The 26,004-nt window shown below is 59.3% G+C and carries 25 protein-coding genes and 1 tRNA gene; 17 read left to right on the plus strand and 9 right to left on the minus strand.

Features of this window, described 5'->3' with window-relative positions; genetic code table 11:
- Positions 1-101: 101 nt before the first annotated feature.
- Positions 102-305: a type II toxin-antitoxin system VapB family antitoxin gene (locus GWE18_RS28660; RefSeq protein WP_275189063.1), complete on the plus strand. Its 204-nt coding sequence runs from the start codon at positions 102-104 to the stop codon at positions 303-305.
- A gap of 818 nt (positions 306-1,123) precedes the next feature.
- Here GWE18_RS28660 and GWE18_RS28665 read toward each other — a convergent pair.
- Positions 1,124-1,339: a hypothetical protein gene (locus GWE18_RS28665; protein WP_057855142.1), complete on the minus strand. Its 216-nt coding sequence runs from the start codon at positions 1,337-1,339 to the stop codon at positions 1,124-1,126.
- Between the two features lie 650 nt (positions 1,340-1,989).
- Between GWE18_RS28665 and GWE18_RS28670 the strand changes: the two genes are divergently transcribed.
- From GWE18_RS28670 to GWE18_RS28680, 3 genes are all read left to right on the plus strand, one after another.
- A complete protein-coding gene (locus tag GWE18_RS28670) occupies positions 1,990-2,181 on the plus strand; it encodes a hypothetical protein (protein ID WP_275189064.1) in 192 nt (63 codons plus the stop codon).
- The gene (locus GWE18_RS28675) at positions 2,178-3,359 is read left to right on the plus strand and encodes a hypothetical protein (protein ID WP_275189065.1); all 1,182 of its coding nucleotides are present in this window, start codon (positions 2,178-2,180) and stop codon (positions 3,357-3,359) included. Before GWE18_RS28670 ends, GWE18_RS28675 begins: the two co-directional genes overlap by 4 nt.
- 117 nt (positions 3,360-3,476) lie before the next feature.
- Positions 3,477-3,806: a GcrA family cell cycle regulator gene (locus GWE18_RS28680; RefSeq protein ID WP_057851826.1), complete on the plus strand. Its 330-nt coding sequence runs from the start codon at positions 3,477-3,479 to the stop codon at positions 3,804-3,806.
- 107 nt (positions 3,807-3,913) lie between these two features.
- On the opposite strand, the gene GWE18_RS28685 is transcribed toward GWE18_RS28680, so the two are convergent.
- Positions 3,914-5,308, minus strand: coding sequence for a hypothetical protein (locus GWE18_RS28685; RefSeq protein ID WP_342804303.1), 1,395 nt, complete (start codon positions 5,306-5,308; stop codon positions 3,914-3,916).
- A gap of 602 nt (positions 5,309-5,910) precedes the next feature.
- On the opposite strand from GWE18_RS28685, the gene GWE18_RS28690 reads away from it, so the two are divergent.
- Positions 5,911-6,120, plus strand: a complete 210-nt coding sequence (locus GWE18_RS28690) for a hypothetical protein (protein WP_275189066.1) — start codon at positions 5,911-5,913, stop codon at positions 6,118-6,120.
- A gap of 115 nt (positions 6,121-6,235) precedes the next feature.
- On the opposite strand, the gene GWE18_RS28695 is transcribed toward GWE18_RS28690, so the two are convergent.
- Positions 6,236-8,020 carry an acyl-CoA dehydrogenase gene (locus tag GWE18_RS28695; protein WP_275189067.1) on the minus strand — a complete coding sequence of 595 codons (1,785 nt, stop codon included), beginning with the start codon at positions 8,018-8,020 and terminating at the stop codon, positions 6,236-6,238.
- A 285-nt stretch (positions 8,021-8,305) separates the two neighbouring features.
- Between GWE18_RS28695 and GWE18_RS28700 the strand changes: the two genes are divergently transcribed.
- Positions 8,306-8,380 (plus strand) — tRNA-Gln (locus GWE18_RS28700).
- A 283-nt stretch (positions 8,381-8,663) separates the two neighbouring features.
- Here the strand turns inward: GWE18_RS28700 and GWE18_RS28705 are convergent.
- The gene (locus GWE18_RS28705) at positions 8,664-9,983 is read right to left on the minus strand and encodes a hypothetical protein (protein ID WP_275189069.1); all 1,320 of its coding nucleotides are present in this window, start codon (positions 9,981-9,983) and stop codon (positions 8,664-8,666) included.
- 2,778 nt (positions 9,984-12,761) lie between these two features.
- Between GWE18_RS28705 and GWE18_RS28710 the strand changes: the two genes are divergently transcribed.
- The gene (locus tag GWE18_RS28710) at positions 12,762-13,004 is read left to right on the plus strand and encodes a hypothetical protein (RefSeq protein ID WP_275189070.1); all 243 of its coding nucleotides are present in this window, start codon (positions 12,762-12,764) and stop codon (positions 13,002-13,004) included.
- A 744-nt stretch (positions 13,005-13,748) separates the two neighbouring features.
- Here the strand turns inward: GWE18_RS28710 and GWE18_RS28715 are convergent.
- Together GWE18_RS28715 and GWE18_RS28720 are read right to left on the minus strand one after the other, a co-directional pair.
- On the minus strand, positions 13,749-13,982 hold the full coding sequence (locus GWE18_RS28715; RefSeq protein ID WP_275189072.1) for a hypothetical protein: 234 nt from the start codon (positions 13,980-13,982) through the stop codon (positions 13,749-13,751).
- A 184-nt stretch (positions 13,983-14,166) separates the two neighbouring features.
- Positions 14,167-15,048 carry a hypothetical protein gene (locus tag GWE18_RS28720; protein WP_275189073.1) on the minus strand — a complete coding sequence of 294 codons (882 nt, stop codon included), beginning with the start codon at positions 15,046-15,048 and terminating at the stop codon, positions 14,167-14,169.
- Positions 15,049-15,095: 47 nt separating this feature from the next.
- Between GWE18_RS28720 and GWE18_RS28725 the strand changes: the two genes are divergently transcribed.
- The 4 genes from GWE18_RS28725 to GWE18_RS28740 all read left to right on the plus strand — a co-directional run bounded on the left by GWE18_RS28725 (position 15,096) and on the right by GWE18_RS28740 (position 16,731).
- Positions 15,096-15,269, plus strand: coding sequence for a hypothetical protein (locus GWE18_RS28725; protein ID WP_275189074.1), 174 nt, complete (start codon positions 15,096-15,098; stop codon positions 15,267-15,269).
- A 690-nt stretch (positions 15,270-15,959) separates the two neighbouring features.
- Positions 15,960-16,154: a hypothetical protein gene (locus GWE18_RS28730; RefSeq protein ID WP_057852314.1), complete on the plus strand. Its 195-nt coding sequence runs from the start codon at positions 15,960-15,962 to the stop codon at positions 16,152-16,154.
- Positions 16,151-16,381: a hypothetical protein gene (locus GWE18_RS28735; protein WP_275189075.1), complete on the plus strand. Its 231-nt coding sequence runs from the start codon at positions 16,151-16,153 to the stop codon at positions 16,379-16,381. The genes GWE18_RS28730 and GWE18_RS28735 overlap by 4 nt, the downstream gene beginning before the upstream one ends.
- Positions 16,378-16,731, plus strand: a complete 354-nt coding sequence (locus tag GWE18_RS28740) for a hypothetical protein (protein WP_275189077.1) — start codon at positions 16,378-16,380, stop codon at positions 16,729-16,731. The genes GWE18_RS28735 and GWE18_RS28740 overlap by 4 nt, the downstream gene beginning before the upstream one ends.
- On the opposite strand, the gene GWE18_RS28745 is transcribed toward GWE18_RS28740, so the two are convergent.
- The 3 genes from GWE18_RS28745 to GWE18_RS28755 form a co-directional block, all read right to left on the minus strand.
- Positions 16,690-16,866 carry a hypothetical protein gene (locus GWE18_RS28745; protein ID WP_275189078.1) on the minus strand — a complete coding sequence of 59 codons (177 nt, stop codon included), beginning with the start codon at positions 16,864-16,866 and terminating at the stop codon, positions 16,690-16,692. The genes GWE18_RS28740 and GWE18_RS28745 overlap by 42 nt on opposite strands.
- Positions 16,863-17,177 (minus strand): hypothetical protein, encoded by a 315-nt coding sequence (locus tag GWE18_RS28750; RefSeq protein ID WP_275189079.1) that lies wholly within the window; start codon positions 17,175-17,177, stop codon positions 16,863-16,865. The genes GWE18_RS28745 and GWE18_RS28750 overlap by 4 nt, the downstream gene beginning before the upstream one ends.
- A gap of 670 nt (positions 17,178-17,847) precedes the next feature.
- The gene (locus GWE18_RS28755; RefSeq protein WP_275189081.1) at positions 17,848-19,482 is read right to left on the minus strand and encodes a winged helix-turn-helix domain-containing protein; all 1,635 of its coding nucleotides are present in this window, start codon (positions 19,480-19,482) and stop codon (positions 17,848-17,850) included.
- Positions 19,483-19,798: 316 nt separating this feature from the next.
- On the opposite strand from GWE18_RS28755, the gene GWE18_RS28760 reads away from it, so the two are divergent.
- From GWE18_RS28760 to GWE18_RS28785, 6 genes are all read left to right on the plus strand, one after another.
- The gene (locus tag GWE18_RS28760) at positions 19,799-20,026 is read left to right on the plus strand and encodes a hypothetical protein (protein ID WP_275189082.1); all 228 of its coding nucleotides are present in this window, start codon (positions 19,799-19,801) and stop codon (positions 20,024-20,026) included.
- Between the two features lie 210 nt (positions 20,027-20,236).
- Complete coding sequence (locus GWE18_RS28765) at positions 20,237-20,812, plus strand: OsmC family protein (RefSeq protein WP_275189083.1); 576 nt, start codon at positions 20,237-20,239, stop codon at positions 20,810-20,812.
- A gap of 39 nt (positions 20,813-20,851) precedes the next feature.
- Positions 20,852-22,084, plus strand: a complete 1,233-nt coding sequence (locus tag GWE18_RS28770) for an NAD(P)-binding domain-containing protein (RefSeq protein WP_275189114.1) — start codon at positions 20,852-20,854, stop codon at positions 22,082-22,084.
- Positions 22,085-22,094: 10 nt separating this feature from the next.
- Positions 22,095-23,264: an NAD(P)/FAD-dependent oxidoreductase gene (locus GWE18_RS28775; protein ID WP_275189084.1), complete on the plus strand. Its 1,170-nt coding sequence runs from the start codon at positions 22,095-22,097 to the stop codon at positions 23,262-23,264.
- 55 nt (positions 23,265-23,319) lie between these two features.
- A complete protein-coding gene (locus GWE18_RS28780; RefSeq protein WP_275189085.1) occupies positions 23,320-23,727 on the plus strand; it encodes a MaoC family dehydratase in 408 nt (135 codons plus the stop codon).
- Between the two features lie 262 nt (positions 23,728-23,989).
- Positions 23,990-24,766, plus strand: a complete 777-nt coding sequence (locus tag GWE18_RS28785) for a DMT family transporter (protein WP_275189086.1) — start codon at positions 23,990-23,992, stop codon at positions 24,764-24,766.
- Positions 24,767-26,004 lie beyond the last annotated feature (1,238 nt).

A 26,004-nucleotide genomic window follows, 5' to 3' on the forward strand; every position in this document is an offset into this window, starting at 1 on the left:
CTCCACCCATCCTACGGGCTTTGTTACTCCTTGCTGCCCGTCGTGAAATTCGGATGTGTATGGTAGTATCATTTCATACACACCGCGGCGGGACATCGTCCATGCGCACCAATATCGAGATCGACGACGCGCTGATGGTAGAAGCGCAAAAAGCTTCCGGGCATCAAACCAAGAAGCAGACGGTAGAACAGGCGCTTCGCTTGATGATCAGGCTGCGAGGTCAGCAGGAGGTCGGTGAGGCCTTCGGCAAGCACCGCTGGCGCGGCAGCCCTGCACGGAGTCGTAAAGAACGAGGGGCCGGGTGACCGTTGTCAATATCGATGGCCGGTGACGCGATCGCCACCGCCCGCAATTTCCGTTCCTTGCGCAGGCGTGGCATCACGGTTCGCGAGACCATCGCACTCGATTAACCTCGACACTTCGATTCAACGGCTTGAACTCCCACCACGGGACGTGCGCGAAAACACTAATTTCCTCAGCCATTTCAAGCTGATTTGCCCCGTCCAGTCCCTACTGCAAAAACAAATTCCTTCTCGATCACCCCAAATCAGCACTATCAATTCCGCCGTCTCATCTCTCACGAGGGGCGGATCGCGATCGTCACGGACGCGGGGTGGGATGCGGTGGACGCAGCAGCGTCGGGCGCGTGAGGTGTGTTCGCAGGGCGGTTATCCGTGAGCGAACACGGCGCGCAAGACGTACGGCGCTGAAGCGTACGGCAAAACCGTGTGGTCCTGGCATCCGTGGCTGATGCTAAGCTGTCGGTGGCAAATTTGATCCAACCGGATCGATCAGCCATCAAGCCGGCAGCGATGGAGGCAAGACGAATTCGTCTCCAGGGAGAGCGCGGCATAAGCCGTCAAACCATTGCGCAGGGAATGCCGGAGTGCTCCGGCTGTACCTGTATGCTCGTGTGCGCCTCTATCTCTATCCTTGCACACGAGACCGCGGGTGCAGCAAGCACCCGGCATTCCCTGCTCCCTCTGCTTTGAGGGAAAAAGTTCATGCAAACCTCGGGCGCATCGCGCCGCGAGAAGGCGAGATCATGTTTACGAACGTTGACGCAAGCAAGTTCGTTATATCTGGCAAAGAACCGCGCCAGCGTGAGATAGCCTGCGGCTTCTCAGGCTTCGTTCTTCGGAACGTATTTCCCGAGCACGCATTTGTAGCGCTGCAATCGCCATTCGCGATACGGCCCCTTGGCGAGCCAGTCGGCAATCCCGATCTGCGCGTTGACCGCGCAGGCCGTCATGGTGATGCCGGACTGGTCACTGGTGGTGACGACTTTTTCGAGACAAAGCTGGCTGTTGCAGAGAACAGCGACGAGAGTAACGAGCATGGCGACCTTCGTTGATAAGGAATATCCAGTTCGTTCAGCCAATGCAGGGTTCATGCCAACATTGGTGCACGCCGTTTTTTTGGACGCCCCTTAGGCGAATTTCCCGGCAAAAACACACTCTTCCGTAGCCGTGCTCTTTTGCGCGGGACGGACACACCAGCAACGCCAGTGAATGCGAACTGCGGTGAGAGTAGGGGCGGGCGTGGACGATTCGCAAAGCGTAGAACTACGGGACCGCGCCGGAATGGCGATGACTGTCTTAACGCTGCAACAGCTCTGAGTGCTGCGCATGGGCACTCCGTAGGATCGGTAGAGCGAAAGCGAAACCCATCACTGTCGCGAGTGGCAATTGATGGGTATCGCTGCGCTCCACCCATCCTACAAATCGGGCACACTCGAAGAGCAAGGGCGGCGAAGCGCCAATTCAGATTGTCTGATTGATTTCGTCGTCGACGCCCATTTCGGACTCAATCCGGACATCGCGCCATGTCCGTTTCGCGTTCCACGCGTGCAGTTGTTCCCTTCCGCGAGCAGGATGCGGCATTAGTGCAACAACCATCGTCCTAAATTTCCGGAAGGCACATCGTTAAGAAGCTACGGCCTGCTTGTGGAGATATAATTGCATCGACGAATCCGAAAAGGAGTTTTCGATGGCGAAGTTTGCGGTTGGCGAGCAAGTCGAAAACGTCGCTAACGATCACGAGGCGGGCACGGTTGTCGCCGTGTTTCCGACGGTTGACGGGAGCTTTAGATATGCCGTCGACACGGAAGGTTACGGCACACTCCAGTTCTTCGCCGAGGAGAAGCTGGCTTTTGCCGCTACGAGGCGGGGGGCGACATGACAGGCCGCGCAACCACGCAAGCGATCTCCGCGACCGAACTGACGGAGGGCGACAGCGATGCTGCGCGCATCAGGCATCAGCTTGACGCCTGGGCCAATGCCTCAAATCGCACGCCTCGATTGGTGGCGACACCTGCCGAAGACGTAAGCGCTGAATCATCTGGCGAGGCGTCCTTGCCGGCAGCGAAGCGCGGCCGCGCCTCTCCGGCATCCAGTCGCGCCAAGCCCGCGAAGGGCGCCAAGGCCAAGGCAGCCAGGACAACCAGGGCCAAGACGGCCGAGGCCAAGACGACTGAGGCCAAGACATCCGAGGTCAAGACATCCGAGGCTGAGATCACCGAGGCCGATGGCGAGCCGGAGGCGCCCAGCGCGCCGCTTGAGCCGCTGTCGGTTTCCTCCGTCACGCCGGCCGTGCCGGAGGCCGTTCCCGCCGCCGCGAAACGCACCAGCGGCGCCGTTGCCCTGCTTGCGGCGCTCGCACTGGCGACGGTTGCAGCCTATTTTTCAGTCGCGGGCATGGCCGAAATATTTCCCGGTGATCCGATTGCGGTCATGGTGCTCGCCGCCACGATGGAAGCCGGCAAGCTCGTGATCGCCGGGTGGCTGGCCGCGCATTGGCGCCGGACCAACTGGAAAATGCGTTTCGTCATGGTCGCCCTCGTCGCCGGCCTTGCGCTCATCAATGCCGCCGGTGTGTTCGGCAAGCTGGTCGAGGCGCATGTCAGCGTGGCCGCCACGTCGCGTTCGGGCGTCACCGAGCGCATTGAAGCGCTCGATGCCCGCGTCACGGCGCAAACGGCTGTTGTTGCCGACCTGGCCGGCCGCATTGCGCAAATCGACCGGGCGGTGGACGAGTCGACACGGCGTGGCCGGGTGACCCGGGCCATCAACATCGCGGCACAAGAGCGCGCAACGCGGGATGGACTGGATACGCAGCGACAGGCGGCAACCGCAGCGCTGGTGGGTCTGCAGGCGCAACGCGCGGCGCTGGCCGGCGAGCGTTCGCGCATCGAAGCATCCGCAGGCCCGATCCAGTATCTCGCGATGATGGTCGGTGCCGCGCCCGAAGACGCGGTGCGGTGGCTGATCCTGTTGATGGTGCTGTGCTGCGATCCCGCAGCGATCGCCTTGACGGTCGCTGCGACCGCTTCGCGAGATGGCGAGCCGAGGCAAGAGTAGACAACACCAGCCAATTCCCAAGCTGGTGGCGGCTGCATTAACGACGAGATCAACCGTCGGCCGAGCACCGTCAGCAACGACTCGCCTGTGGCCGACAACAGGCGTATAGTATCTTCCATGAGTTGGGATGCGAAAGACGTAGCACTGCTCAAGCAGCTCTGGGCCGACGGCCAGAGTGCCGGTCAGATCGCAAGTCGGCTGGGCTATAGCCGCAACGCCGTCAGCGCCAAGTTGAAGCGCCTGGGCCACAAGCGGGGTCACAAGCCACCAACGACCAGCCCCAAGATCGTGGCAGTCCCGACGCGAAGGCCAGCATTGGCGGCAGCGTGTGGCCGGCCGGTGGATAAGGTGGTGTCGAAGCCCAAGCAGGTGCCGACGCCGACCAAGGAATTCACCAAGCGCGAGCTTTACGCCATGCTGGCTGATGCGGTCAGGAATACGGGCTGACGCTCGCTGCCGCCTGGTCGAGAGGATCGGTGTGATGGATGCGCTCCTGGAAGGAGCGTAAGCGGGGCGGGTTTGCAGGCCCTCCCGCATGAAGCCGGAAGTGCCGGCTACATGGTTCGTCCCTTGGACAATTTTGCGGTCTTGGCCTGTGGCAATCTTGCGGCCTTGGCCTGCTTCGCCTTGCTGCTGCTGCTGTTGTCGTTCCGCTTTGCCTTGGCCTTGCTGTGGTCGTCCCGCATAGCGACCCGGCTGGGCTTCTTGACCTTCGCTTGCGCGTCCTGCGTTTTCGTTCCGCCGCGGCGAGAGGCATATTCCTGGCCATCGATCGGCGCCACATGGGGCGGATCCCTATCGAGATACGGCCGGCCGATTCCAAATTCCTTGCCGCGCTCGTCGATCCACTTCCAGAGCTTTTCAGTGGAGACCCATCGCTGCGCGCGGGTGCTGCCCTTGACGCTCACCACATCGGCCGCAACCCCGCCGCCATAGCCGCCGCGGGAACTGCCGCCATGGTAGGATCGGCCGGTTGCGGCTTTCAAGCCGGTTGCGATCGACTGACGGTAGTCGTCGCGGAACGCGCTGGTGATGCCGGGCGACAGGCCGGCCTGTTCAGCTGCATGGAGCGTATGAAAGAGCTTCAGCTTGAACTTCCGGTCCATGCCTCCGATCACATAGTCCATCATCGCCATACCGGCTTTGTCCGCCGCCTTCGGGTCCTTCCACGTAAAATCCTCGTCGACCCGCCTGGTAAAGGTCCTGGTGACAGTCACCGTCTTGCCCTTCCTCTTGACCGTCACTTTCCTCCGCTCATGCACCTTGACGGCGTCGATCTTGGGCGCCCGCTCGTAGAGGGCCCACAGGTATCGGTCGATGCAGATCTCGACCACCAGACATTCCTCGTTGATTTCGATGATGCTCACAGCTTGCTGGGTATCGAGGGTCGTTGCGCCCTCGGCGGATAGTGCTTCGGGCGGAAACACCTGCGACGGATCGGTCAGCGTCGCCACGACCAAAGGTTTCGGCTCATCCGGGCTTGCCGTCGCGTCGGCGGCTTTCTCCGGCGCGGGATCAGCCGTGCTTGCTGTCGCGCCCCCGGCGGACGGTGCCTCGGGTGGAAGCACCTGCGACGAATCCGGCAGCGCGGCCACGACAAACGGTTTCGGCTCCGGACTTGCCGTCGTGTCGGTGGCTTTTTCCGGCGTGGCTTTGGCGGGCGTCGCCACCTCAACATCGCCGATGGTGGCGTTCGCTACTACGGTCGCCTGCGGTATGTCCGCTTGCTCGGTGCTTGCGATGGGACTTGGTTCGTGGCGCTCCACGATTGGCTTCGCGCCGGCGTTCCCGATGGAAGCTGCACCGGTGCCCTCGACGGAAGCGCTGGTGTGCTTGATGGAAGCCGAACCGAAGCCTGCGAGCCCTGTCAGAATACAGCTCGCGAGAGCCAGGCCCGCGAGCGCGTTGATTCGGCGCTGCGCCCTCGTCGCCAATCGCCATGGGTCCATGATCCGGCCTCCCCAAGGCTCCGCATGAGCCCAATTGCAAAGCCAAGCACGCGACAGCGCTCATTCTTTGCACTGCGAAATAAATGCGCAACGGCCGGAGACTACGGGATATTTCGTTTTTTCCAAGGTGTTGCTTCAATACCACGCGCTGCAAACATGGAACTCGTTGGACATTCTGCAACGTTTGATCCGTAAGTGCGCCGCCGTGCCCCACGAAACAATGCCGCAATACGCCAGAAACCATTTTGCGGAGGCCGCGAAGACGCCCCGAAACGGAGGCCTGATATCAAAAGCCCACGATCAAACAACGGGGTGCGATCATGTGGATACTTCTCAGCGTGCTTTACCGCGAATATTGCCGCGCACGGGTGGCTGAGATCCGCAGATGCAGCTTCGCAAGGACCGCCTGACGCGTGATGGCGGTCTCGTGGAATGGAACAATGCGTGACGAATTAGCCTCCAATGCATTCCTTGCGGTTACCGTCGCCGGCCTTTTTCTGCTCGGTTCTGGCCTACTCGCCCTGGCGTTTAGCTGAGCAGGCCATTTTTCTTGGTCGGCACGCACCGATTTTGGATCCAGGAAAGTCTCGGGAAGCCTTGGCATGACTGACTCCGATTTGGACAAATTATGGAACGTCGTTCCCGTCGGCGAAGCCAATGCGGCGGCGGCAAGCAAGATCTGGAAGCGCCTCGGCATGTGGACGCGTCCGACGATCCAACACAAGCTTCGTTGGATGGCGGACGTCGGACGAATTCACCGGCTATCGCGACCTATGCCGATGGGCGGGGTCGTGCGTTTGTACTATCGCTGATGCTCGGCCACGGTCAGGGGGCTGCGTCGCATCACGTCATCGATTAAAATCAGAGCGCGGCATGACGGCGTTGTGTGGGCGGGCCGGCCGCAGGGCGGATTGGTTAGTTACACTTTCACCCCAGCAACACCGCGTCCGCGCCGTTCACGGCATCGGCCGAGTCGGTCACCGTCTTCTCCAGCGATGCCGCCTGCACGGTGATGTTCTCGGCAAAGAACCGCGCCACCGTCACGTAGCGCTGCGGATCGCCGCCGGCCTCGCCGTTGCTCTTGGCGGCCAGCGCTTCGCCGGCCAGCATGCAGCCGCCGAGCGTCGAGCCGAACAGGCGCAGATAAGGCGTGGCGCCGGCGAGCGCATCGTTCGGCGCGGAAGCCACGCGCTCCAGCAGCCATTTGCTGGCGCGTTCGAGCGAGCCGAGCGCATCCCGCAGCTTGGTGCCGGTGGTGCCGAAGGCGGGATCGTTCGAGGCTTCGACCTGCTTGACGATGCCGCCCAGTTCATCGAGCAGGGCCCAGACCGACGCGCCGCCATTGGCGGCGAGCTTGCGCGTGACGAGGTCGATCGACTGGATGCCGTTGGTGCCTTCATAGATCGAGGTGATGCGCGCATCACGATAATGCTGCGCGGCGCCGGTTTCCTCGATGAACCCCATACCGCCGTGGATCTGCACGCCCAGATACGTCACCTCGTTGCCGATGTCGGTGGAGAACGCCTTTGCGATCGGCGTCAGCAGCGCGCCGCGGGCGGCGGCATCGGCCCGTACCTTGGCGTCCTTGGCGCGCACGGAAATGTCGAGCGCGACGGCAGTGGCGTAGCAGATCGAGCGCGCGGCGGCCGTCATGCTCCGCATTTGCAACAGCATCCGCTTGACGTCGGGATGCACGATGATCGGATCGAGCCCGTCGCCCTTCTTGCCGACGGCGCGGCCCTGGCGGCGTTCCTGGGCGAACGCCAGCGCCTGCTGATAGGCGCGGTCGGCGATGCCGACGCCTTCGAGGCCGACGCCGAGGCGGGCCTGGTTCATCATCGTGAACATGCAGAGCATGCCCTTGTTTTCCTCGCCGATCAGGTAACCGATGGCGCCGCCATGATCGCCCATGGTCATGGTGCAGGTGGGGGAGGCGTGCATGCCGAGCTTGTGCTCGACGCCTGACGGATAGATGTCGTTGCGCGCGCCGAGCGAGCCGTCGGCGTTGACGAGAAATTTCGGAATCAGGAACAGCGAAATCCCCTTGGTGCCCGCGGGCGCATCGGGCAGGCGCGCCAGCACGAAATGCACGATGTTGTCGGTCATGTCGTGGTCGCCATAGGTGATGAAGATTTTGGTGCCCTTGATGCGATAGCTGCCGTCGGGTGCGCGCTCGGCGCGGGTGCGCAAGGCCCCAACGTCGGAGCCGGCTTGCGGCTCGGTGAGCTGCATGGTGCCGGTCCATTCGCCCGAGACGAGCTTCTCCAGATAGATTTTCTTCAATTCGTCGCTGCCATGGGCGTCGAGCGCCTCGATCGCGGACAGCGTGAGCAGCGGGCAGAGACCGAAGGCGATGTTCGACGCGCTCCAGATTTCGGTGCAGGCGGCGTTGATGGCGAGCGGCAGGCCCTGGCCGCCAAAAGCTTCCGGACCCGACACCGCGTTCCACCCGGCGGCGGCCCAGCGCTGATAGGCGTCCGGCCAGCCGGGCGCCGTCGTCACCTTGTTGTCGGCGAGCTTGATGCCGTGTTCGTCGCCCACGCGGTTCAGCGGCGCCAGCACGTCGCCGGCGAATTTTCCGGCTTCCTCCAGCACGGCCGCGGCGATGTCGCCGTCGAAATCGCCGTAATGGCCGGCCTTCACGGCTGCCTGCAGGCCTGCGCCGTGGTTGAGCGCGAGCAGGATGTCGGAGATCGGCGCGCGGTAAGTCATGACGAAAATCTCGCTTTTGGGGTAATGAGCTGCCGCCGTCTTCCCACGAAACCGGGGCTCCCTCAACTCTCCGCTGGGCAGTATTCGCCCCGCCCGGGGCGGCGGAAACCGGCGGCGGACGGTCCCTATATATCCTACATATAAAGACTCATGCCCCCGCGGGGGCGGATTCGGGTGAAATTCGAGATTTCAGCCTGTTGAAATGCCTGAAGTCCCTCTATAGACCGGCGTTGTCCGAACCGGTTCGCGCGGGGGCATCCCCCGGTGCGTTCGGCTTCGGCCTGTTGGGGCGTAGCCAAGCGGTAAGGCAGCGGATTTTGATTCCGCCATTCGGAGGTTCGATCCCTCCCGCCCCAGCCAGAGCCAATGCACTGATTTTGTTAAGTAAATGGCCTTACTTGAGGCGGAGTTTCCAGCGCATTTGGAAATTCAGTTAGCCCCGCATTTGGAAATTCTGTGCTGGTTTCGTTTGGTCGAAGGCCGACGTCGCGGGTTGAACACGCTCAAAAATGCGAATTGAGCGCGTGGACGCTGCCTGCGGGTTGAAGCTTTCGATCGTTGCCATTGACGTTGTCGCGTGCGGGATCGCCAGCCGCGAGACGCCGTCGACCATTTGCAGCGTTCAACGAAGCGCGAGGTCTACCTATCCGACGCTAGTCTTCGACGTTGGGGAGATCTGCTGAATTTCGTCTCGAGCTGATGCTGCGCCATCAGCATTCTGCTGATCCAGTTCCTTCTGCGCCAGGAGATGTGCATGTCGCTTACGGGTCGCAGCCAAGGCTCTCATCATCGTTTCCTTGGCATAGCCGCGATAGGCCTGTGCGGTCTTGTGTCCGGAAAGCGCACGACCCTGGCCGTCTGTCAGCTCGGCTTCCTCAAGCTCGGTCATTCCGCCGTGTCGACAGGCATCAAGCGTGAACAGCTTTGACACACCGTCAAACTTCTTACGCATCTGCTGCACCGCTTTTTCCATGCCAGGGTAGGACCACACTTTGGCGTGGCCCTTGCGCTCACCCTTTTCAATCCGGCGCATGATCATCGGGACGCCAAGTTTGGGCAGATGGCCCAAGACGTCCTCTGCTTCGGCGTAAAACTTGACGGTCTCGCCGTCGAGAGTCTCTTCGAGCGGATGCCAGACCAGCGCCTTGTTCTTGTGGTGCTCTATGCGTACGGCATGTGGCCAATTCTTGCTGCGATAGTCGGGCCAAGTCAAAAAGCCGGCCACCACATTCTCCGGCCGTTGCAGCCACTCAAAGCAAATCACCGCGACGGCAGCGGGTTCAGGCCGGCCTTCCTTAATGCAGCCCCATGCAAATTTATAGACCTCCTCACGAGTGACCGCGTGCTTCTTGGTCTTGGTGCGGCTCTTGAGGGTGAAGTCGTCCCAAGGGTTCGGGTGTTTCTTATCGAACAGCTCCGGGTGCAGCCGACGCATGATGCGCCAGACCTTACGACAGAGGCCGACCACTTTCTCGCCCTGCCGCAGCCTGAGTCCGTTCGGCCCGTTGATGATCTTGTCGTAAATTTTGTCAGCGGCCCGTGGCGTGACTTCCATGATCTGCCGTTCGCCGATCCGCCGTCCGCTCTTACCGACGCTATCGCAGATCATCTGCATGATGCGCTCATAGTCAGGACGTGACCTCGGAGAGACTTTCTCGGTATAGGCCTTCTCCGTCTTGTATTGCCGGAACAGCCAATCGATTGTTCCATAGCGCGCAATTTTTCCCTGCTCGCCCGGCTCTCCTCTGCGCTGGGCGTTCCACTCATCGAACAAGCCATTGAGCGTGGCGGCGCGTCCGCCTCTTCCGTCATCGCCGCATGCGGCTTCGTAGCTTGTCCCAAGTGGCTCATTCGCCATCTCGCAGCCGAGCTTGCGGTAATAGGTCGGGATCCGGAAGTAGAACGCGATCGAACCGCGGGCAAGCCGACGCACCTCCACAAAGCGTGGAAGCGGGCGCTCCAACGTCACAAATCCTCGGCGAGGTCGCCCGGCACGATGTCCGGGGCAATAGCTCGGTCCAGATCGTCTCTCAACCACAGCTGACGCCTCCCTTCCTTCACCCGTGGTCGAGGATACTCCGTCCCGACTCGTTTGAGAAAGGCTTCGACAGTTGTTTCGCCGCAATACCCGGCTGCGATTGCGGCTGGCATACGACGCGGCCAAGAGCCTGCAGGAATTATGGCAGAACGTGGCATTGCGATCGGTATGAGCTCGAGCTGGTGAAACAATCGGCTTAGTCGTATGGCGTGCCGATGCACCATGCAGATCGACCCCGACGCTTGAAACCGCAACAGCAGCGAGATCGCGCAAGAAGGTAGTAGATCGTACTAAACGGAAACCTTGAGCGGAGCCGCAACTGGCAGAGAGGCCGAAAGTTCATGGCCGGGGCATCTGCCCGGTTTCCAGTTGTACGCTAACTCTCTAGTTTAATTTTGCGGACTCTTACTTAATCCGCGGGTCCCAGGATCGAGCCCTGGTGCGCCCACCAAATAAATCAAGACCTTAGCGAGAGAAACCGTTTGACAAGGCCGAACTAAAGCGGTTTTTCAAACGGTGTTTTTGCGAGCCGGTCTAACGGTTTGTCCTCCACAATGTGATCGGTGTAGAAGCACACGGGCCGCCTTGGTCGAAGTGAACGGATCAGACTTGGCCCTCTCAAGGCTGAAACAGGGGTTCGATTCCCCTAGGGAGCGCCAGCAAACTCAGGCACTTAGGTAGCCATCAGCCGCGTTCGTTGAATAATGGTTGAATAAGACGCTGGTGAACAGCGGCGAACGCTTGGGGAATTTGCTGGCGACATTAGCAGACTAGCCTCGGCGCGATGCCTCACTGTGGCTGGCGCTTTCGCGAAAAATTTCCTCGTCGCCCTTGGTGTCCGCAAATATTCAAACCGCCGCTGACGTGCGCTGTCGTACGCGAGCGCCCTCGGATGTTCGCATTGACGTTGCTCGTCGCACAATCAACTCTTGTCCTGTCGAGCTTTGTGCGATTAGGAGGGCCATGTGAGATACAATCGACGAGAGAAAACTGGCGTACAACAGTCACAAGTCAGTCTATCCGCTCCGAATGCCGCAGAACCGAACACGATGCCATTCGCGCAGCGGCTCACCTGCACGATTGACGATGCATGCGAAGTGACCGGCTTGGGACGCACGAAGCTTTACGAGTTGATAGGAACTGGACGTATCGTCACGACAACGATCGGACGTCGGCGACTAGTAGTGGTGCGCTCACTTCTGGCGCTGCTTGACACCAACATGTCGAACTAATGGACGTGCGACTTAAGGGAGCAACCCCACTTTGAACGCGCTTTTTCTCAGGCACTCATTTTGATGACACGACCGTGCTCACTTAACCGGTCGAGCTCGTCCGCCCACCACCGCATCATCCGTACGCGCTCCTGCCATCAGCCAGGCTGAACTCGGTCCATTCCGCCTGTCGCAACTCCCAGATCGCACAAAGAAGCGGAGCCAGCTTCAGCGCATACCTCGTTACCTTGGCCCGCATTGAAAGAACAGCTTATCCCTTTGCGAACAAAGAATAATATCAACGTCTCTTATGACGATACCAACAAAAGTACCAGCGGTTCGTCAGGCTCATAACCTGAAGGTCATAGGTTCAAATCCTATCCCCGCAACCAAATAAGCGGCTGATTTTACAGCTGGAAGTCAAAAAGCCGCTCGCAAGGGCGGCTTTTTGCTTACTCAGAATCGCCACCGAGTCGCCACGTGAAAGAGATTGTCTTTGGCTTACGCGCAACCGCGTACTGCCAGTTCGAATCCCTCTCCCCACCGCCAGCCAGATTTGGGGCGCTGTACTTTCGGGGCGCCAAGGGCCCAAAATCCCGCGGATTTTGCCGATGTTCTTGTTCGGGAGAATTTGGCGGGCGGCCAGTGGCTCTCGATAGGGTGGAGAATGCATTTTTCTCCGCAACCTTCGTACCAGCCCAGAAAGTCCAATTCTCAATTTGCTGGACGCCGAAGCGGGTTGGGGTCGATTCATTTCGAATCCATCTCCCTCACCCGAACGGGCCCCTTCATTCGTAATGACGGGGTCACAGGTTCGAGTCCTGTTTGCGGCACCAGCCTTTTCAATCACTTAGTCCACTTCGACGGATCTCCGAAAAGCCCTGTGTCGGCACTGTGTCTGCAAACCAGTTGCGCCGCGTCGGGGGCCGTCATGGATAGCTTGATGATCGGCTTGGATGCCGCGTCGGTTCTATTTATTATCTTCATAATCGGGATTGGTACTCTTGCCCTCTGGCCTGGGTACCACGGCAAATAAGGTTCCGATCTGTTCTGAAGTCACGCGAGAGAATGGTACGTCTTCGTTACCATTCTTTGTTTGGTTGCCCCGGTGCCTTCTCCGGGGCGCGCTACTGCTCGCCCTGCGGTTCTATTTCCTGCCCAGGGGCGTCAAGCGCTGAAAAGGCGCTTTCGGCCTTTCACACCCCGCATGTGTGAATCGTGCATAAGGCACCTTCACACTATCGGCGGCACCGTCGAACTGTAGGCTTCGAATCGCTCGGTGAAAAAGCAGAAGGCCGGCGCGCAAACACCGGCCTTCTAGCTCACCGCGCTGGCGCGCCCTGTGAGGTGGATCTGGCTTCCGCTCGGGTCCACCTCACGAGCTTGCACCATCGTTGCCAGCCCGGCAACGGCGCCGGCAGTGGACAGCGGGGAAAACGGATTCGACTTGCGGCTTTATCCGCACGCAAATTAAACCAGTGGGGGACCAGGAATGAAGCAGATCATTTTGGCCGCGGTTTTGACGCTGGCCGCGACCGCTGCCCAAGCGCAGCTTTACGGCACTGGCTCAAACTCGCGCAGCCACACCGTGTCGCCCTACGTCAACAGCCACGGCACCTATGTAGGCGGCTCGCGCGCGACCAACCCCAACAACACGCAGATGGACAACTACGGTACCCGCGGCAACGTGAATCCGTATACCGGCGCCGTTGGCATGCGCACGCCCCGGTATTGAAATACGCACGGCGTCGTGTCGACGCGTATCAGCAGGTATGATTGTGTAAGCTTTTCAGGGCTTCCCTGCCCGTTGTGCTGTGTTTGGGTCCAAACTTGGGTCCGCCGATGGAAATGCCTCATTGGGTGCGGGAGCTGCGCCGGCGCTGGCGATATTTCGCCCCGATCGTGATCTGGTATGCGGCAATCGCCTTTTTCATTGCTGCTGTATGGATCTACGTGGCCCTTAAAGCGGACGGCTGATCCGGTATGGCCTTTTCCTGAATCTAGGAAGCCCCGCTGGTGCGGGTTCGGTTCGCGGGGTGCCGTGGTGCCAGTCGATCGGCCCGGCGCATGGGCGCCCACGCTGTTTACCCTTGGGTGCTGTGCTGCCGCATGGTGTGATCAGATTCCAACACCGGCGGAAAGTCAGCTCTATCCTTATTCGGGACACAGTTGCGCCCATCGCCATCCGCACGACTTCGGGAAGCTGTTCGGCGATTGAGGGCGTCAAATCACCGAAAACCCGGAGCTGTTATGAGTATCATCCCCCTGGACCCTTCAAAGACGGTGCGAACGGCGGTGGGCCGCTCGATTTTCCCGGCCGATTCCTTCGGCCGCACCTCGAAACCAGCGGCCGGTGAGAGAAAGCCTGCAGATTGCCGCGCCTGCCAAATCAAAAGAAAAACCCGCCGGGTTGAAGCGGCCGGCTTGAGACCTTCACCGACGGCGTGAGCGCGGAACCGAAGCCCCGCGGCCGGAAACTCTAAAGCGGCAGGGATCCTTGTCCCTCAGCCCAATCGATGATCTCGAACAGCATGCCCCGTCTAAGCATTTCGGATTCCAAGTCCGCGGCGTGTTTCTTCCATTCTGGCGTATCGCGGACCTTGAACGTGGGTTCGCCGCCCTGATGTTCGGCCGCGTCATCGGCAGCCAAAGCGCCACGGACGGCAGCGTACATCATCGTGAGGCTGTCATTCGTGAAAGCCTGATAATCCATCTACTCTCCTGCAAAAAAGCCGTCGCAGGTATTCCCAGCGACGGCTCTACTCAATACGCGTGACCACCAGAAGGTCACGATCACAGTGCGCCTGAAGCGTTAACCCGACATTACTGGCGCGGCCGCCTGGCAAGCGCTGCCAGTCCCTGCCGGTTGCGCTTCCTCATCGATCGGCGCCGGTGCTTCATAGACCTCGCTCCTTCAGCAACCGATCAACCACGGCTTCGATCATCTGTTGCTCGGCCTCGGGCAACGTCCTCACCAACGCTGCAAGCTCTGCAGCGCACATATTCGGGTTCGATGAGGTCGGATCTTTCTCAAAGATGCGCCCCTTGCCCTCCAGCAACCATTCGACATTCACGCCGTGCTTTTTAGTGAACTTGGCTATCTCGTGATGCTTGAGTGTCAGTGCCGGCTTGATCTCTTCTTCGGAAAGATCGCGAGACGCGGCGATGTCCCTGATGCGCTGTCGCATCGCCGCTTTGAACTCCCGCCGATGTGCGAGCGCCTCGCTCTTGGTGCGGCGCGGCGGCTCAAGGAATGGCACCGGCGTGCGGGTCAGCGACCGGGCCGCGACGATTGCCGCGCTCAGCTTGTTTTCGGCTGATGTAAGTAGTTTTTCGCGCGCGGCTGCGTGTTCGCGATCGCACTGCAATTGTCGTCGGATGGCCTTGAGTTTGGTCTGAGCCTTGTCAATGTCGAAACAAACATCGCGCATCAGGTCTGCCTCGTCCGATTGCACGATCAGATTGTAGCTGCGAAACACCATGCGCCGGCCGGTGGGTCGGCGGCCTGTGTCGCGGGGCTCGAACGGCGCGACACTCTCGGAACGGAGTACGCGGTTCGGGATACGCGCCGCTCTGAGCGCGGACAGATTGATAACGTTGCTCATGCCTGCACCCCGATATTCTTGAGGGACGCCGCAAAAGCTTTGAAGGAGGACGTCCGGTTCCGCGCGTTCGCGGGTCATCCATTCCGTCTCGTCCTCGCTTGCCAACTCCTCGAAGTAGTCCAGTTTTGCGAGCAACCCCGGTACCGTCGTCGCCGGCGCCGCCACGAAAGCCACGAACGCGTCGTCCGCGTCGTGGCAGGGCTGTGTAGAGACCAGCTTCCATGCCCGGCGCCGTATCTGCGCTCAAAGCGGTTTTGCAGCTCGAGCGAAACCATGTGAGCGGCATGAGCTTTTCTGTGGGCCTCGATCAGTTCGAACACGGGATCAACCGCGCCCGCCAGGGCAGCGGCGGGGATTGCAGCAGCAAGGGCGCCGCCGGTAGCGATGGTGAGTAAGTGCCGCCGTGTTGGATCGACGGGCGGAAACATCGGTCGTTCGATGGTCATGGTGGTTTGCTTTCTAGATGGCTGTTCAAGGCCGTAGCCGGTAACAGACCGGCAGCCGGGAGTTGAACACCTGCTAGAAACAGGCGGATGGCCTTTAAGCTTTCGCTCTGGACATAGCGCACCCCTCCCGGCAATAAACGCCAGGTCGGTGCACCCGCCAAGGTGCATCCCGCATCAGACCCGCGGGTCCATGCATTCGGCAGCTTCCGACGCCAATCGGTCGCAACGCCTATTCTAGTCCGGGTGTTCAAGCCCGCGGACATGCTGCACCTGATTTGGTTAAAAAATCAATTCCCCACCTCGGGGAAACGTGGTCGATTGGAGCGGATAAACGACGTCTGCGGCCGTGCTTAGGATTTCGACCGTGCTCCGGACATTGCTAATCCTGTGCCCACTCTGTCTCTCGGTCTCGGCCTGTGCCAGCGGCCCCCATGTCGCCGACATGCCGCATTGGATGGGCGGATTGCCGACGAACGCGCCTCCGCGTCGTGGGACGCCGGAGTATGATGCCTGGCAGGCCGAGCGCGCGAAGGAGGCTGCGAGGCCGAAAACCGGAAGTACCAGCCAGCCGACCCGCTGATTTGCGTTAAGAAGCCATCCGCCGCCTGGTCGAACTCGGGGCTGAAGGGGAAAAAGCAAATGATCAAGCCGAAGCGGTCTGCCGAGCAACAGGTTGCGGACGAGCTCGAGCGACGGGCTCTCCACCCGCTTTCGTCGAGGCAGACGATATCGGACAGCCAAGCCGAGCCAGAATTCCATGCAAACCACAAACGCCTTAGAGCAGAAAGGCTGGCGCGAGAGGCAGTCGAGATCGGGCTGAAGGCGAAGAAATGACAAGGCCGCCGGGCGGGCTTCAACCACCAAAGCCGACCACCAAAGCCGAGCGCGATGCGCGTAAGGCATTTCGCCAAGTCGATGCCAAGAAGGCAATGACTGAGCACGAGATCGCGCAGAAGGCCTTCTCTAACAACCGTGAGCGTCTGAAGGCAGAGCGGCTCGCCAGGGAGGCTGCGGGGCCACCGCCCCCGAAAGCCAAAGCCCCCAAGGCGAAGGGGAAATGATCGGCCTGGTTAAGGGAACGGTGTTGGGCCTTCTTTTCGCCTCCCTGGCTGTAAGCGCTTTTGCCCAAAACGACCCTGTGGCGGCGCGGATGAAAGAGATTAGCGATCGGTATAACGAGTGCGTTTATTCCTCAGCAATTAGTCAGATGCGGCTCGGCGCAACCGACATAAATTTGGCCGCTGAAAGGGCGTTCGGCTCGTGTGCAACCGAAACCGCACGAATGCTGAAAATAATGCGACAGAACGGACTCACCGCGGATCAGATCGATACCGTATTTCTCGATAAAAAGAGCGGGATCAAACGAGAGCTACGAAAAATATTGGAAGAAGTAGAAACCGGGAAGAAATAGCGGCCGCAGCACAGCTGGGGCTGAAGGCGATGGGGAAATAGTGAACGAGCTAAAGCCGACCGCCGCGAGAACGCCATGGTTTTGGTTTGTGGCGGCGCTGTCGGCGATGTCGATCATCACGGCAATCACCTTCATCGGGTTTCCCATTTAGGGGTCGCGCCAGGCCTTGATGGGAACGTAGCCCACTGCTCGGCAGTAAGGTGGGTACCGTTGTCGGTCTTAAGCGCCATAGCCGCACCGTCATGGTTCGCTTTGACGGCAACAGGACGACGAACACCCCACACCGCGATTACATCGAGACGGTTGAGGCTTAGTGAGATTTCGAGATCGCCCGTTGCAGCGTGCGAACCAAAACGGGCGCCGACCGCCTTGTCGCCGTAAGTCCGCTCTCGTGATGGGCGCGCAGGTTGAAATTCCGTTTCTGGCAAAGCCGACATACGTATCATGTTGGCCTCAAGGGTTGCTCCGATAGGAAAGCGGTATTTACGAGTGATAACCCTAGGCCGCCCGATCTCTTTCGACCTGCCTTGGGTTCTTGGCGACATCGTAAGGCCAATGACCGTGGCAGCGCCTTGGCCTCGTCCCTGGCGCGCGCACCCACTCCTCGCGCTTCTCGTTCGGTCGTCAAGATAACGGACGTAACGTTGGGTGTATCGGTGCGACGATGGTTCTCGGCGCTCAGGAAGCCAGAGGTGCGGCCCGGCCACCGGCTTGGACTTGGGCCGGGGTCCTGGACGAACTCGGTCCAGAGGCAAAAAACCGGCCGCCCTGCCGGTGGCAACGTGTCGCTCCCCTTGTTACCCGAACCACTCAACATAGCTTTTCGGTATCTGGAGACATATAGCTTCTCCGAGATACCCGAGCGCTCCCCCATAATCTTGCAGGGCGAACCAACTTCATGCGCTCTGTGGAATCGCGTGCTCGAGCTTAACCCTGCGCAGGTTAGGCTCTCAGGCACTTAGGCCTGGTCTATCCTATTCTTTTAGATCGACACCGGACCTAATGCTGCCAGGCGCGGGAGTCTTTCAAAGCGGACCCCGCTCCCTATCATCCCATATTCGTGAGATGCTTGGCTCTAAGTGAGCGGCCCACTTAGTTGCACCGTTGACTTACCTTTCACACACCGCCCACACGTAAGCCTTCGACATATCGGTTCACAAAGCCCGGATCGTTACAGAAGAAAAACTCTTGCCTTGCGGTCTCGGCGCTATAGCTCGGCTTGCGCTGAAGTAATTCAGCCGCAACCGTCTTTGCCTCCGCCTTCTCTCCTAAAAGGCCTAATGAAGCCGCCAAGGTGGCAAATACCTGATAGGTTACGTTGGTCTGCCGTGTTGCCCTACGAGCAAACTCAACTGCTATTTCATACTCTCCAAGGGAGAAATGCGTCCAAGACCGGACATGATGAAAACTCGAAAGATCGCTGTCTCGAGGACTGAGCATGGCAGCTCGATCGAGCAGCGCTTCTGCTTGATTTTCTTGCCCATACCAAAGCAAATTGAACCCTTGTGCAAAGTATCCTTGTGCAAAGCTTGGATTGAGCTCCAAAGATAGATCGAGAGCCGCGAGCGCTTCATCATTCCGATGCGTCAAGCATAGAGCCCGTCCGAGTACGCAGTGGCAAAAACAATCAAGGTCATCGAGCAAAACGGCATGGCGCGCTTGACGCAGAGCAAGTTCCAAGCGAGCCGGCCGGTCCTTCGGGTCATCGACGAAGGCGCGTTGCACGTTAACATAGCCCAGCGCGCCATGACCGCGCGCGAACTTCGGATCTGCCGCAAGGGCACGGTGAAAATAAGTTTCGGCCTGGTCGAACCCTGGGGTGGTGAATCGCCATAAATTCCACAAACCGCGCTGATAGCAATCCCAGGCATCTAGACTGCTTGGCGCTTTGCGGGCCGCGAGCTTCTGCTCAACTTTCGACAGCTCAGGTTCGATCGTTGCGGTGATCTGCGTCGCCATCTCTTCTTGAACGTCAAAAATAGATTCGAGCTGTAGGTCGTACGTCTCGGACCACAACTGCTCTCCATCAACAGTTCGGACGAGCTCTGCCGTTATCCGGATTGCCTCGCGGTTCTTGCGAACGCTACCGAGCACCAGGTATTTGACTGCCAACTGGTGCCCAACATCGCGTGGGTCGACACGCTGGCCTTGGAACGCCATGGTTGAATGCCGGGAAATGACTGCAAGCCAGCGGTTGCGGGCGAGTAGGCGAATGATGTCCTCGGTCAGTCCATAACTGAAGTAGTCGTTCTCAGCATCACCGGAGTTGTTCGCGAATGGCATCACGGCGATTGACGATCGCGTGACGGTCTCTGCTCTTGTCGTTTCCGAAACAATATCAGTCAAGCCGCCCACCTCCGTTAGTGAGGCATTGGCTGGGGCGCCGCCTGACTCGACAGCATTAGGAACAAGCGGAGATACCTCCCGATCTGAGCTCAGGCTGATTTCCTGAACATCCGGAAGAAATCGAAAGCCGCGCTTATGGAATGTTTTTATGAAGATCTGATCGTTTCCGTTATCGCCTAGCGCGCGGCGGGCACCATTGATCCGGCTGCTGAGTGCTGCTTCTGAGATAATGCGGCCATTCCATATCGTCTCTATCAGTTCATCTTTGCTGACGATCCGATCACGGTTTCGCACGAAGTGCACGATCAGATCGAATACCTGAGGCTCGATATGGACGACCTCGCCAGATAGGCGCAGTTCATGCCGGCTCGGATCAATTTCAAAATGAGCGAAGCGATATTTCACTACGAGCCTCCGTAGCGCATGATCAACGGAAACAAAGGCATTCCAAAGGAGAACAAATGCTTTTCTAAACAATTCCGCCAAGCTTTACCCGAAGCCAAAGTCTACAGATCAGCTATCGATACTTCAATGGACAACACCCCAAATGGGCAGGCTTCTGAGTATTACCGATACGATGGTTCCGGCCCAAGACGCCGAATTGCGTGTTCATCGGGCTGCAAGGAAGCCCAAGCACCTGTGTGGTCGCGTTTGGCGGGCGGCTGGGAGGCGGGGCTGCTCCAGGGCTGCGGCTCACCTGCCACTTGACGGAACTCTACCAATGCTCACGACCTATTTCTCCGGCACGATGCCGATCCTAAGGCGGCGCGGGTTATTTCTACTGATCCGTGCGAAGCGAATCCTTAACCGCCGAGTCGCCGCAGCGATTGCTTATCGGGAAGAACGAGTGAGCCAGGCCTCAACTGTGAACTGGAACGCATCCCACCGTTTAGCTCGGAACGGCACGCGCGCGCCTATGGTTTTTGGCAACGGTATCGTCAACAAATGAAATCAACATGATCGTCGATAGACGATAGCCGCTGCGTACGAATAGTCCGCGCCAATAACACCAAGTCGATCACATAACCGGCGAACACGCCGCTCACCGATCGAAGAGAGAGATCCATCACCTGCGCATCACGGGCGCCGGAGGGGATACGGCTGTGCCACAGCAGGGCCGTCCAAATGTGACTAGTGAACCCACAATAGGAGAGAGATAATGACTAACACCAACAGCATTTCGACCGCGGCTAAGGTTGACAACGGAGTTAATGTGAGTGCGCTGCTCCAGGCGCGCGAGGCCTTGCAGCAGGCTCCAGAGGCTGCGCAGTTCAAGTGGCGCGCGGCCTGCGAGTGGGTGAGTGGAACGCACAGTCGCTCTGCGATCGGGAGCTTCTTCGGACTTGGCGCTGAGCAGTCCCGCAACAAGACGTTCTCCCTTGAGGCAGATCACCCGCAGGTCTTCGCAGCCGAGGACCACGCTCCAACTCCGGTCGAGATCCTCCTCTCAGGCCTCGCAGGCTGCCTCACGGCGGGTGTTGCAGCGATCGCCCAGCGACGCGGGATCCAGCTTCATTCTGTCAAGGCCTCTCTCGAAGCCGACATGGACATTCAGGGCATCCTTGGGATCGACGATGACGTGCGCAATGGCTTCGGCGCCATCCGCGTTCACTTCGACATCCGCGCTGATGCGAGCGATGACGACATCAAGGCGCTTGTCGCGCAATCGCAGAAGCGGTCGGCCGTATTCGACATCATAACAAATCCGACGAACGTCTTCGTCACGGTCAACTAACGGCGGCCACTGGATCAAGGAGCGAGTGTCGTGAGATTTGTGACTACGATTATCATCGGCGCCGGCCAATCGGGATTGGCTATGAGCAGGCATCTGACCGCCCGCTCGATCGATCACGTGGTTCTTGAGCGAGGTGAGGTGGCGAACTCATGGCGCACGGAGCGGTGGGACTCGCTCCGCCTCCTGACGCCGAACTGGCAGAGCCGTCTACCAGGCTATGCCTATGACGGTCCTGATTCGGACGGCTTTATGGCTATGCCTGAGGTCGTCCGATATCTGGGGCGTTACGCAGATGTTTCCGGAGCTCCGGTCGTGACTGGGACACGCGTGACGAAGGTGCGACTGGCGCCAGGAGGCTACCAGGTCTCCACCAGCCAACGTCCCTGGCAGTGCCGCACTCTGGTAATCGCCAGTGGTGCCTGCAACATCGCCGCTATTCCCTCTCAAACTGCTGGCCTGCGTCACACCGTTAACAGCCTCACGCCCATGCAATACCGGAACCCCGGTGTTCTGGCCGACGGCGGCGTGATGATCGTCGGTGCCTCGGCGAGCGGCATGCAGCTTGCGCGCGAGATCCATGCCTCAGGTCGTCACGTCGTGCTCTCCATCGGAGAGCATGTCCGGATGCCGCGCACTTACCGCGGAAGGGACATCCAATGGTGGATGGACGCGATTGGCGCCATGGACGTTCGCTACGATGCGGTCGAGGACATCGAGAGGGCGCGGCACCTGCCATCCCTGCAGCTGGTCGGAACGCCGGAGCGCGTGACGATCGACCTCAACAGCCTGCGCAAGTCGGGTGTCGAGCTTGTGGGCCGTCTCGTTGGCCTTGGTGATGGAAAGGCGCAGTTCTCGGGATCGCTGGCCAACAACTGCGCATTAGCCGATCTCAAGATGAACCGGCTCCTCGCCAGCATTGACGATTGGGTGGACGAGAACGGGTTTGCGGACCGATTCCCCGCGTCCTATCGCTACGAGCCAACCGACGTTGGGCCCAAGACGAGACTTAGTATTGACCTGCAGGACAGCGGGATCAGGACGGTGATCTGGGCCACCGGGTATCGGCCCGATTACTCGTGGCTCGACGTCCCGGTCCTCGATCGAAAGGGGCGCATCCGTCACGATGGCGGGATCGTTGCCGCACCCGGGATGTACGTTATGGGTCTGCCATTCATGCGGCGACGTAAATCATCCTTCATTGACGGAGCGGGCGACGATGCTGCGGATCTCGCCGCTCACTTGAGTCACAACCTCGATCGTGCTGCTGCTTGAGAGTATTGCCATGAACGGCCTCCACAATCTTGACTCACATTATGATGTGATAGTTATCGGTGCACGCTGTGCGGGCGCTGCTACGGCGTTTCTTTTGGCGCGGTCAGGGGCAAAGGTCCTCCTGATCGATCGGCAGCAATACGGCTCTGATACGATGTCGACGCACGCCCTAATGCGGTCTGCGGTGCTGCAACTCAAGCGATGGGGATTGATTCCGCGCATTGCAGCCGCAGGGACGCCGGCGATTCGATCGACGACGTTCCATTACGGCGACGAGGCGGTTAAAGTAGACATAAAGCCAGAACATGGCGTCGATAGCCTGCTGGCGCCACGACGCACGGTGCTAGATCCGTTGCTAGTCGATGCGGCCCGCGAAGCGGGTGCGGTGGTTCGCCACGGTGTCGCGCTCTCCGAGCTGCAATTTGCATCGAGCGGCCGGGTCATTGGTGCCTCGCTGAGAGATGGCAGGGGTGCATGCATGACCGTCCGCTCAGATATCGTTATCGGTGCGGACGGCCGCCAGTCGACCGTTGCACAGCTCGTCAACGCACAAGTCTTGGTCGAAGGCTCCAATGCCTCGGGCATCATATTCGGCTACTTTGCAGATCTAAACAGTGATGGTCTGCACTGGCATTTCGCGAAGAACGTCGCGGCAGGAGTGATTCCAACGAACTCAAGTCATTGCGTCTTCGCGGCAGTTCCGACTTCGCTGTTCGTTAGTACGTTTCGGGGTGACGCGATGGGCGGCTTTCTGCAGGTGCTCGCGTCGAACTCGCCGGAGCTGCGCGCTAATGTTGAGCGGGCGACACTGATCGGCCGCTTGCGAAGCTTTGGGGGAGCCAAGAGCTATCTCAGACATTGTCACGGAGCAGGGTGGGCGCTCGTCGGTGATGCCGGCTATTTCAAAGATCCCCTGACGGCGCACGGCATCACGGACGCCCTTCGCGATGCGCAATTGTTGTCACGAGGCATCGTCGAAGGTGGTGCTCGCGGACTGGAGGCCTATCAACGCGAACGCGACGCGCTGTCTTTGCCGCTTATGCGTACCACCGATGCAATCGCCTCGTTCTCATGGGACTTCGATGAGGTCAAGCAACTTCATGCTGACCTGAGTGCAGCAATGAAAACGGAGGCCAATCACATTGCGAGCTCGTGCCAACCGGCCTCTCTAGCAGCATAGGAGAACGACGATGACGATAGCTTCACCCTGGACTCGAACGCTGGCTGGTCGGCCCATGCTGGGACACCGCGCGGAAAGAAGTCGCACGACCACCATGCGCGATGTGGAAATGTTCACCGAGATGACAGGCGACAAGAATCCCATTCATTACGATGTCGAATTGGCGACCAATTCGCCCTTCGGCGGACTTATCGTCCAAGGCGGGGTCACGACTGGTCTGATGAATGCCGTCGTGGCTGAGGATTTGCCTGGGCCGGGCACTGTGTTTCTTGAAACGAACTGGCGTTTCGTCAAGGCCGTTCGCGTCGGTGAGACTATTACGGCGAGCGTTAAGGTCGAGGACGTTCGGGATGATAAACCGATCTGCAAGCTGGAGACCATTGTCCGAAACGCGAGCGGCGAGCCATGTATCGTCGGCACCGCTACAACTTATACCATGCCGCTTTCGCCAGCGATCGGCTAGGCAAAGGAATAAGCGATAAGCGTTGCATTGTCGTGCCCGATCGGGGCCACAGTTTTGCTGACATGCGATTTTTCGTTCGTCGCTGGTGCCGCAGTCATGGTGGGCTCGGTGCTTGCGATGACGACCCCTCATTCCTCGCTGACGTCCTATTTCGTTCATTTGATCTTTCGGTTGCCCTCCCATGCCCAAGATGCGGACAATAGGCTTAACGGGTCTAGCGATGGTTGCATTCGCAGCAAATTCGGTACTTTGCAGGGTCGCTTTGTCCGAGGCCGCAATTGATCCGGCTACTTTTACCATTGTGCGGCTTGCGTCAGGCACGTGCGTGCTTTGGCTTATTTTGTTGGTCACCCAGAAGGTCAAAAAGCCCGGAGGTTCCTGGTCCGCATCTGTGGCGCTATTCGCTTATGCGGCAGCATTTTCCTTTGCATATGTCTCCGTTCCAGCCGGAGCTGGAGCGCTTTTGCTGTTTGGAGCGGTTCAGGCGACAATGGTCACCTATGGGCTCCTCCGCGGCGAGCGGTTGTCCACCTTACAGTGGCTCGGACTGACGATCGCCATCGCAGGGCTGGCCGCGCTCGTTGCTCCTGGTGCGTCAGCGCCGTCTCTGAAGGGGGCGTGTCTAATGCTGACGGCTGGCATTGCATGGGGTGTCTACTCCTTGCTTGGTCGAGGCACCGCGGATCCCCTTGCTGCGACCGCCGGAAATTTCCTGCGTGCCGTACCAATTGCAGCTTGTCTTTCTCTATGCGGCGTATTGTTCGACACGAACCTCAGCGCTACTGGGATTGTCTGCGCAATCCTTTCTGGCGCAATCGCGTCCGGGCTCGGCTATACAATCTGGTACGCGGCTGTGCCAGAGCTGACCACCGCGCAAGGCGGGTCTGTACAATTAAGCGTTCCGGTTATTACTGCGCTAGGGGCCACTTTGGTGCTTGGAGAGGTCATCACCCTTCGCCTGTCTGCATCTTCGCTTGCGATACTCGGCGGAATCGCACTGGTCATAAGTAGTCGAGAACGCGTGCTCCGGACCAGTTGATTGAAATAGACGCAAGTCCGGCTAGGACCAGGACAGCAGACGAGCAAGTCAAATGTGCCCGCTCCAGCCTGTTGAAAGCAGCATCAGCACAATCGTGCTCGGCTTTGCAGCCGATGCCGTGGTGCGTTGGGCTTGGCCTGACTCCTCTGAATATGGCACGAGGTTTGGGCCGTCTTACATCCCCGAGCGCTCCCCCGCCGGAAGACTGTTGGCTTAATTAAGTTGAAATCCAATCATGTTTGGCGCGGGACCCAACCTTGAGAAGGTTGAGCTCCCCCAACCGCAAAGGAGGCTGGACCAAAACGGTCAATGAAATGGCCGTTACAATGCGCTCAAAGATAAACAACCGCTTATGTCTTTGCAAAAGCCTTGGGGTGACAAACGAAAATTCAGAAACGCTGACGCGTGTTGCACCTGGCGACGTGAGGTACCACCCCGCTCCTCGGAAAACGACACGCACCTCCGCAGCCGCGTGATGGAGCTTCGCAAAATTACAGTTCGCCGAAACCCGGGCAGCTCGCGATCGCTAGCCTAGACGGACACGGTTCAGCGGGTGCTAAGGTACCGCGACTGTGGGGGTGGGAGAATTGTTACGGAACTTTGGAGGGGCAACCGCGTAATTTTGAGCGGTATGCCTCGGCCCGTGCAAATAGAGACAACGGTGTTCAGTTGGTTCAAGCCTGATAGGCAGCGAGAGAAAATCCGAGAGGACCGCAAACGCCTGGAAGCAAGGGCCCGGCGTCTATTGAAAAATTACCTGTCAGCGGATGAGCCGCGAAAGCAACAGTTCTACGAAGTGATCGCTGGAGCAGCTGCAGCGTGTCAGCCTGATGTTTCTGACCCAAAGTTACAAAATGCGCAACTCGCTCAAACCAGCTCTCAAGGTGGTTAGGCTGCGCGAGCGCCAGGCGATCGATGGCAACGATGAATTAGCGGCATTGATCACTGACGCTTACGCAACGGTAGCGCTCGCGTACCGCCGTGCCTCCGCCGCTTATACAGTTGACCAGGACATGCAGCAGCTAGGGACTGCGGCCGTGCACCTACTCACAATAGCTATGTCATATATGGCAGCGCACGAGCGACGACCCGTTCGGTTACACAGCGCATGTTCAGGAAGGTGGAATCGATGAGGAGCTCAATTAATCGCTGCGAATTGTCTACCAAGCCCTGATGTCCGTTCTTGAGGGGTAAAGCAGACCTGGTCCTCTCTCGGCCGGATGTAGCCTCTGGACCCA

The sequence above is a fragment of the Bradyrhizobium sp. CSA112 genome (assembly GCF_029051645.1).
Taxonomy (GTDB): domain Bacteria; phylum Pseudomonadota; class Alphaproteobacteria; order Rhizobiales; family Xanthobacteraceae; genus Bradyrhizobium.

Coding starts and splice junctions, on each gene's coding strand:
- GWE18_RS28780 (WP_275189085.1), top strand. CDS start 23,320: ATGCTGGGACACCGCGCGGAAAGAAGTCGCACGACCACCATGCGCGAT.
- GWE18_RS28730 (WP_057852314.1), top strand. CDS start 15,960: ATGATCAAGCCGAAGCGGTCTGCCGAGCAACAGGTTGCGGACGAGCTC.
- GWE18_RS28680 (WP_057851826.1), top strand. CDS start 3,477: ATGAGTTGGGATGCGAAAGACGTAGCACTGCTCAAGCAGCTCTGGGCC.
- GWE18_RS28745 (WP_275189078.1), bottom strand. CDS start 16,866: ATGAAGGTGATTGCCGTGATGATCGACATCGCCGACAGCGCCGCCACA.
- GWE18_RS28760 (WP_275189082.1), top strand. CDS start 19,799: ATGCTCACGACCTATTTCTCCGGCACGATGCCGATCCTAAGGCGGCGC.
- GWE18_RS28735 (WP_275189075.1), top strand. CDS start 16,151: ATGACAAGGCCGCCGGGCGGGCTTCAACCACCAAAGCCGACCACCAAA.
- GWE18_RS28750 (WP_275189079.1), bottom strand. CDS start 17,177: ATGATACGTATGTCGGCTTTGCCAGAAACGGAATTTCAACCTGCGCGC.
- GWE18_RS28775 (WP_275189084.1), top strand. CDS start 22,095: ATGAACGGCCTCCACAATCTTGACTCACATTATGATGTGATAGTTATC.
- GWE18_RS28710 (WP_275189070.1), top strand. CDS start 12,762: ATGAAGCAGATCATTTTGGCCGCGGTTTTGACGCTGGCCGCGACCGCT.
- GWE18_RS28670 (WP_275189064.1), top strand. CDS start 1,990: ATGGCGAAGTTTGCGGTTGGCGAGCAAGTCGAAAACGTCGCTAACGAT.
- GWE18_RS28690 (WP_275189066.1), top strand. CDS start 5,911: ATGACTGACTCCGATTTGGACAAATTATGGAACGTCGTTCCCGTCGGC.
- GWE18_RS28740 (WP_275189077.1), top strand. CDS start 16,378: ATGATCGGCCTGGTTAAGGGAACGGTGTTGGGCCTTCTTTTCGCCTCC.
- GWE18_RS28665 (WP_057855142.1), bottom strand. CDS start 1,339: ATGCTCGTTACTCTCGTCGCTGTTCTCTGCAACAGCCAGCTTTGTCTC.
- GWE18_RS28675 (WP_275189065.1), top strand. CDS start 2,178: ATGACAGGCCGCGCAACCACGCAAGCGATCTCCGCGACCGAACTGACG.
- GWE18_RS28660 (WP_275189063.1), top strand. CDS start 102: ATGCGCACCAATATCGAGATCGACGACGCGCTGATGGTAGAAGCGCAA.
- GWE18_RS28715 (WP_275189072.1), bottom strand. CDS start 13,982: ATGGATTATCAGGCTTTCACGAATGACAGCCTCACGATGATGTACGCT.
- GWE18_RS28725 (WP_275189074.1), top strand. CDS start 15,096: ATGCCCGGCGCCGTATCTGCGCTCAAAGCGGTTTTGCAGCTCGAGCGA.
- GWE18_RS28695 (WP_275189067.1), bottom strand. CDS start 8,020: ATGACTTACCGCGCGCCGATCTCCGACATCCTGCTCGCGCTCAACCAC.
- GWE18_RS28765 (WP_275189083.1), top strand. CDS start 20,237: ATGACTAACACCAACAGCATTTCGACCGCGGCTAAGGTTGACAACGGA.
- GWE18_RS28685 (WP_342804303.1), bottom strand. CDS start 5,308: ATGGACCCATGGCGATTGGCGACGAGGGCGCAGCGCCGAATCAACGCG.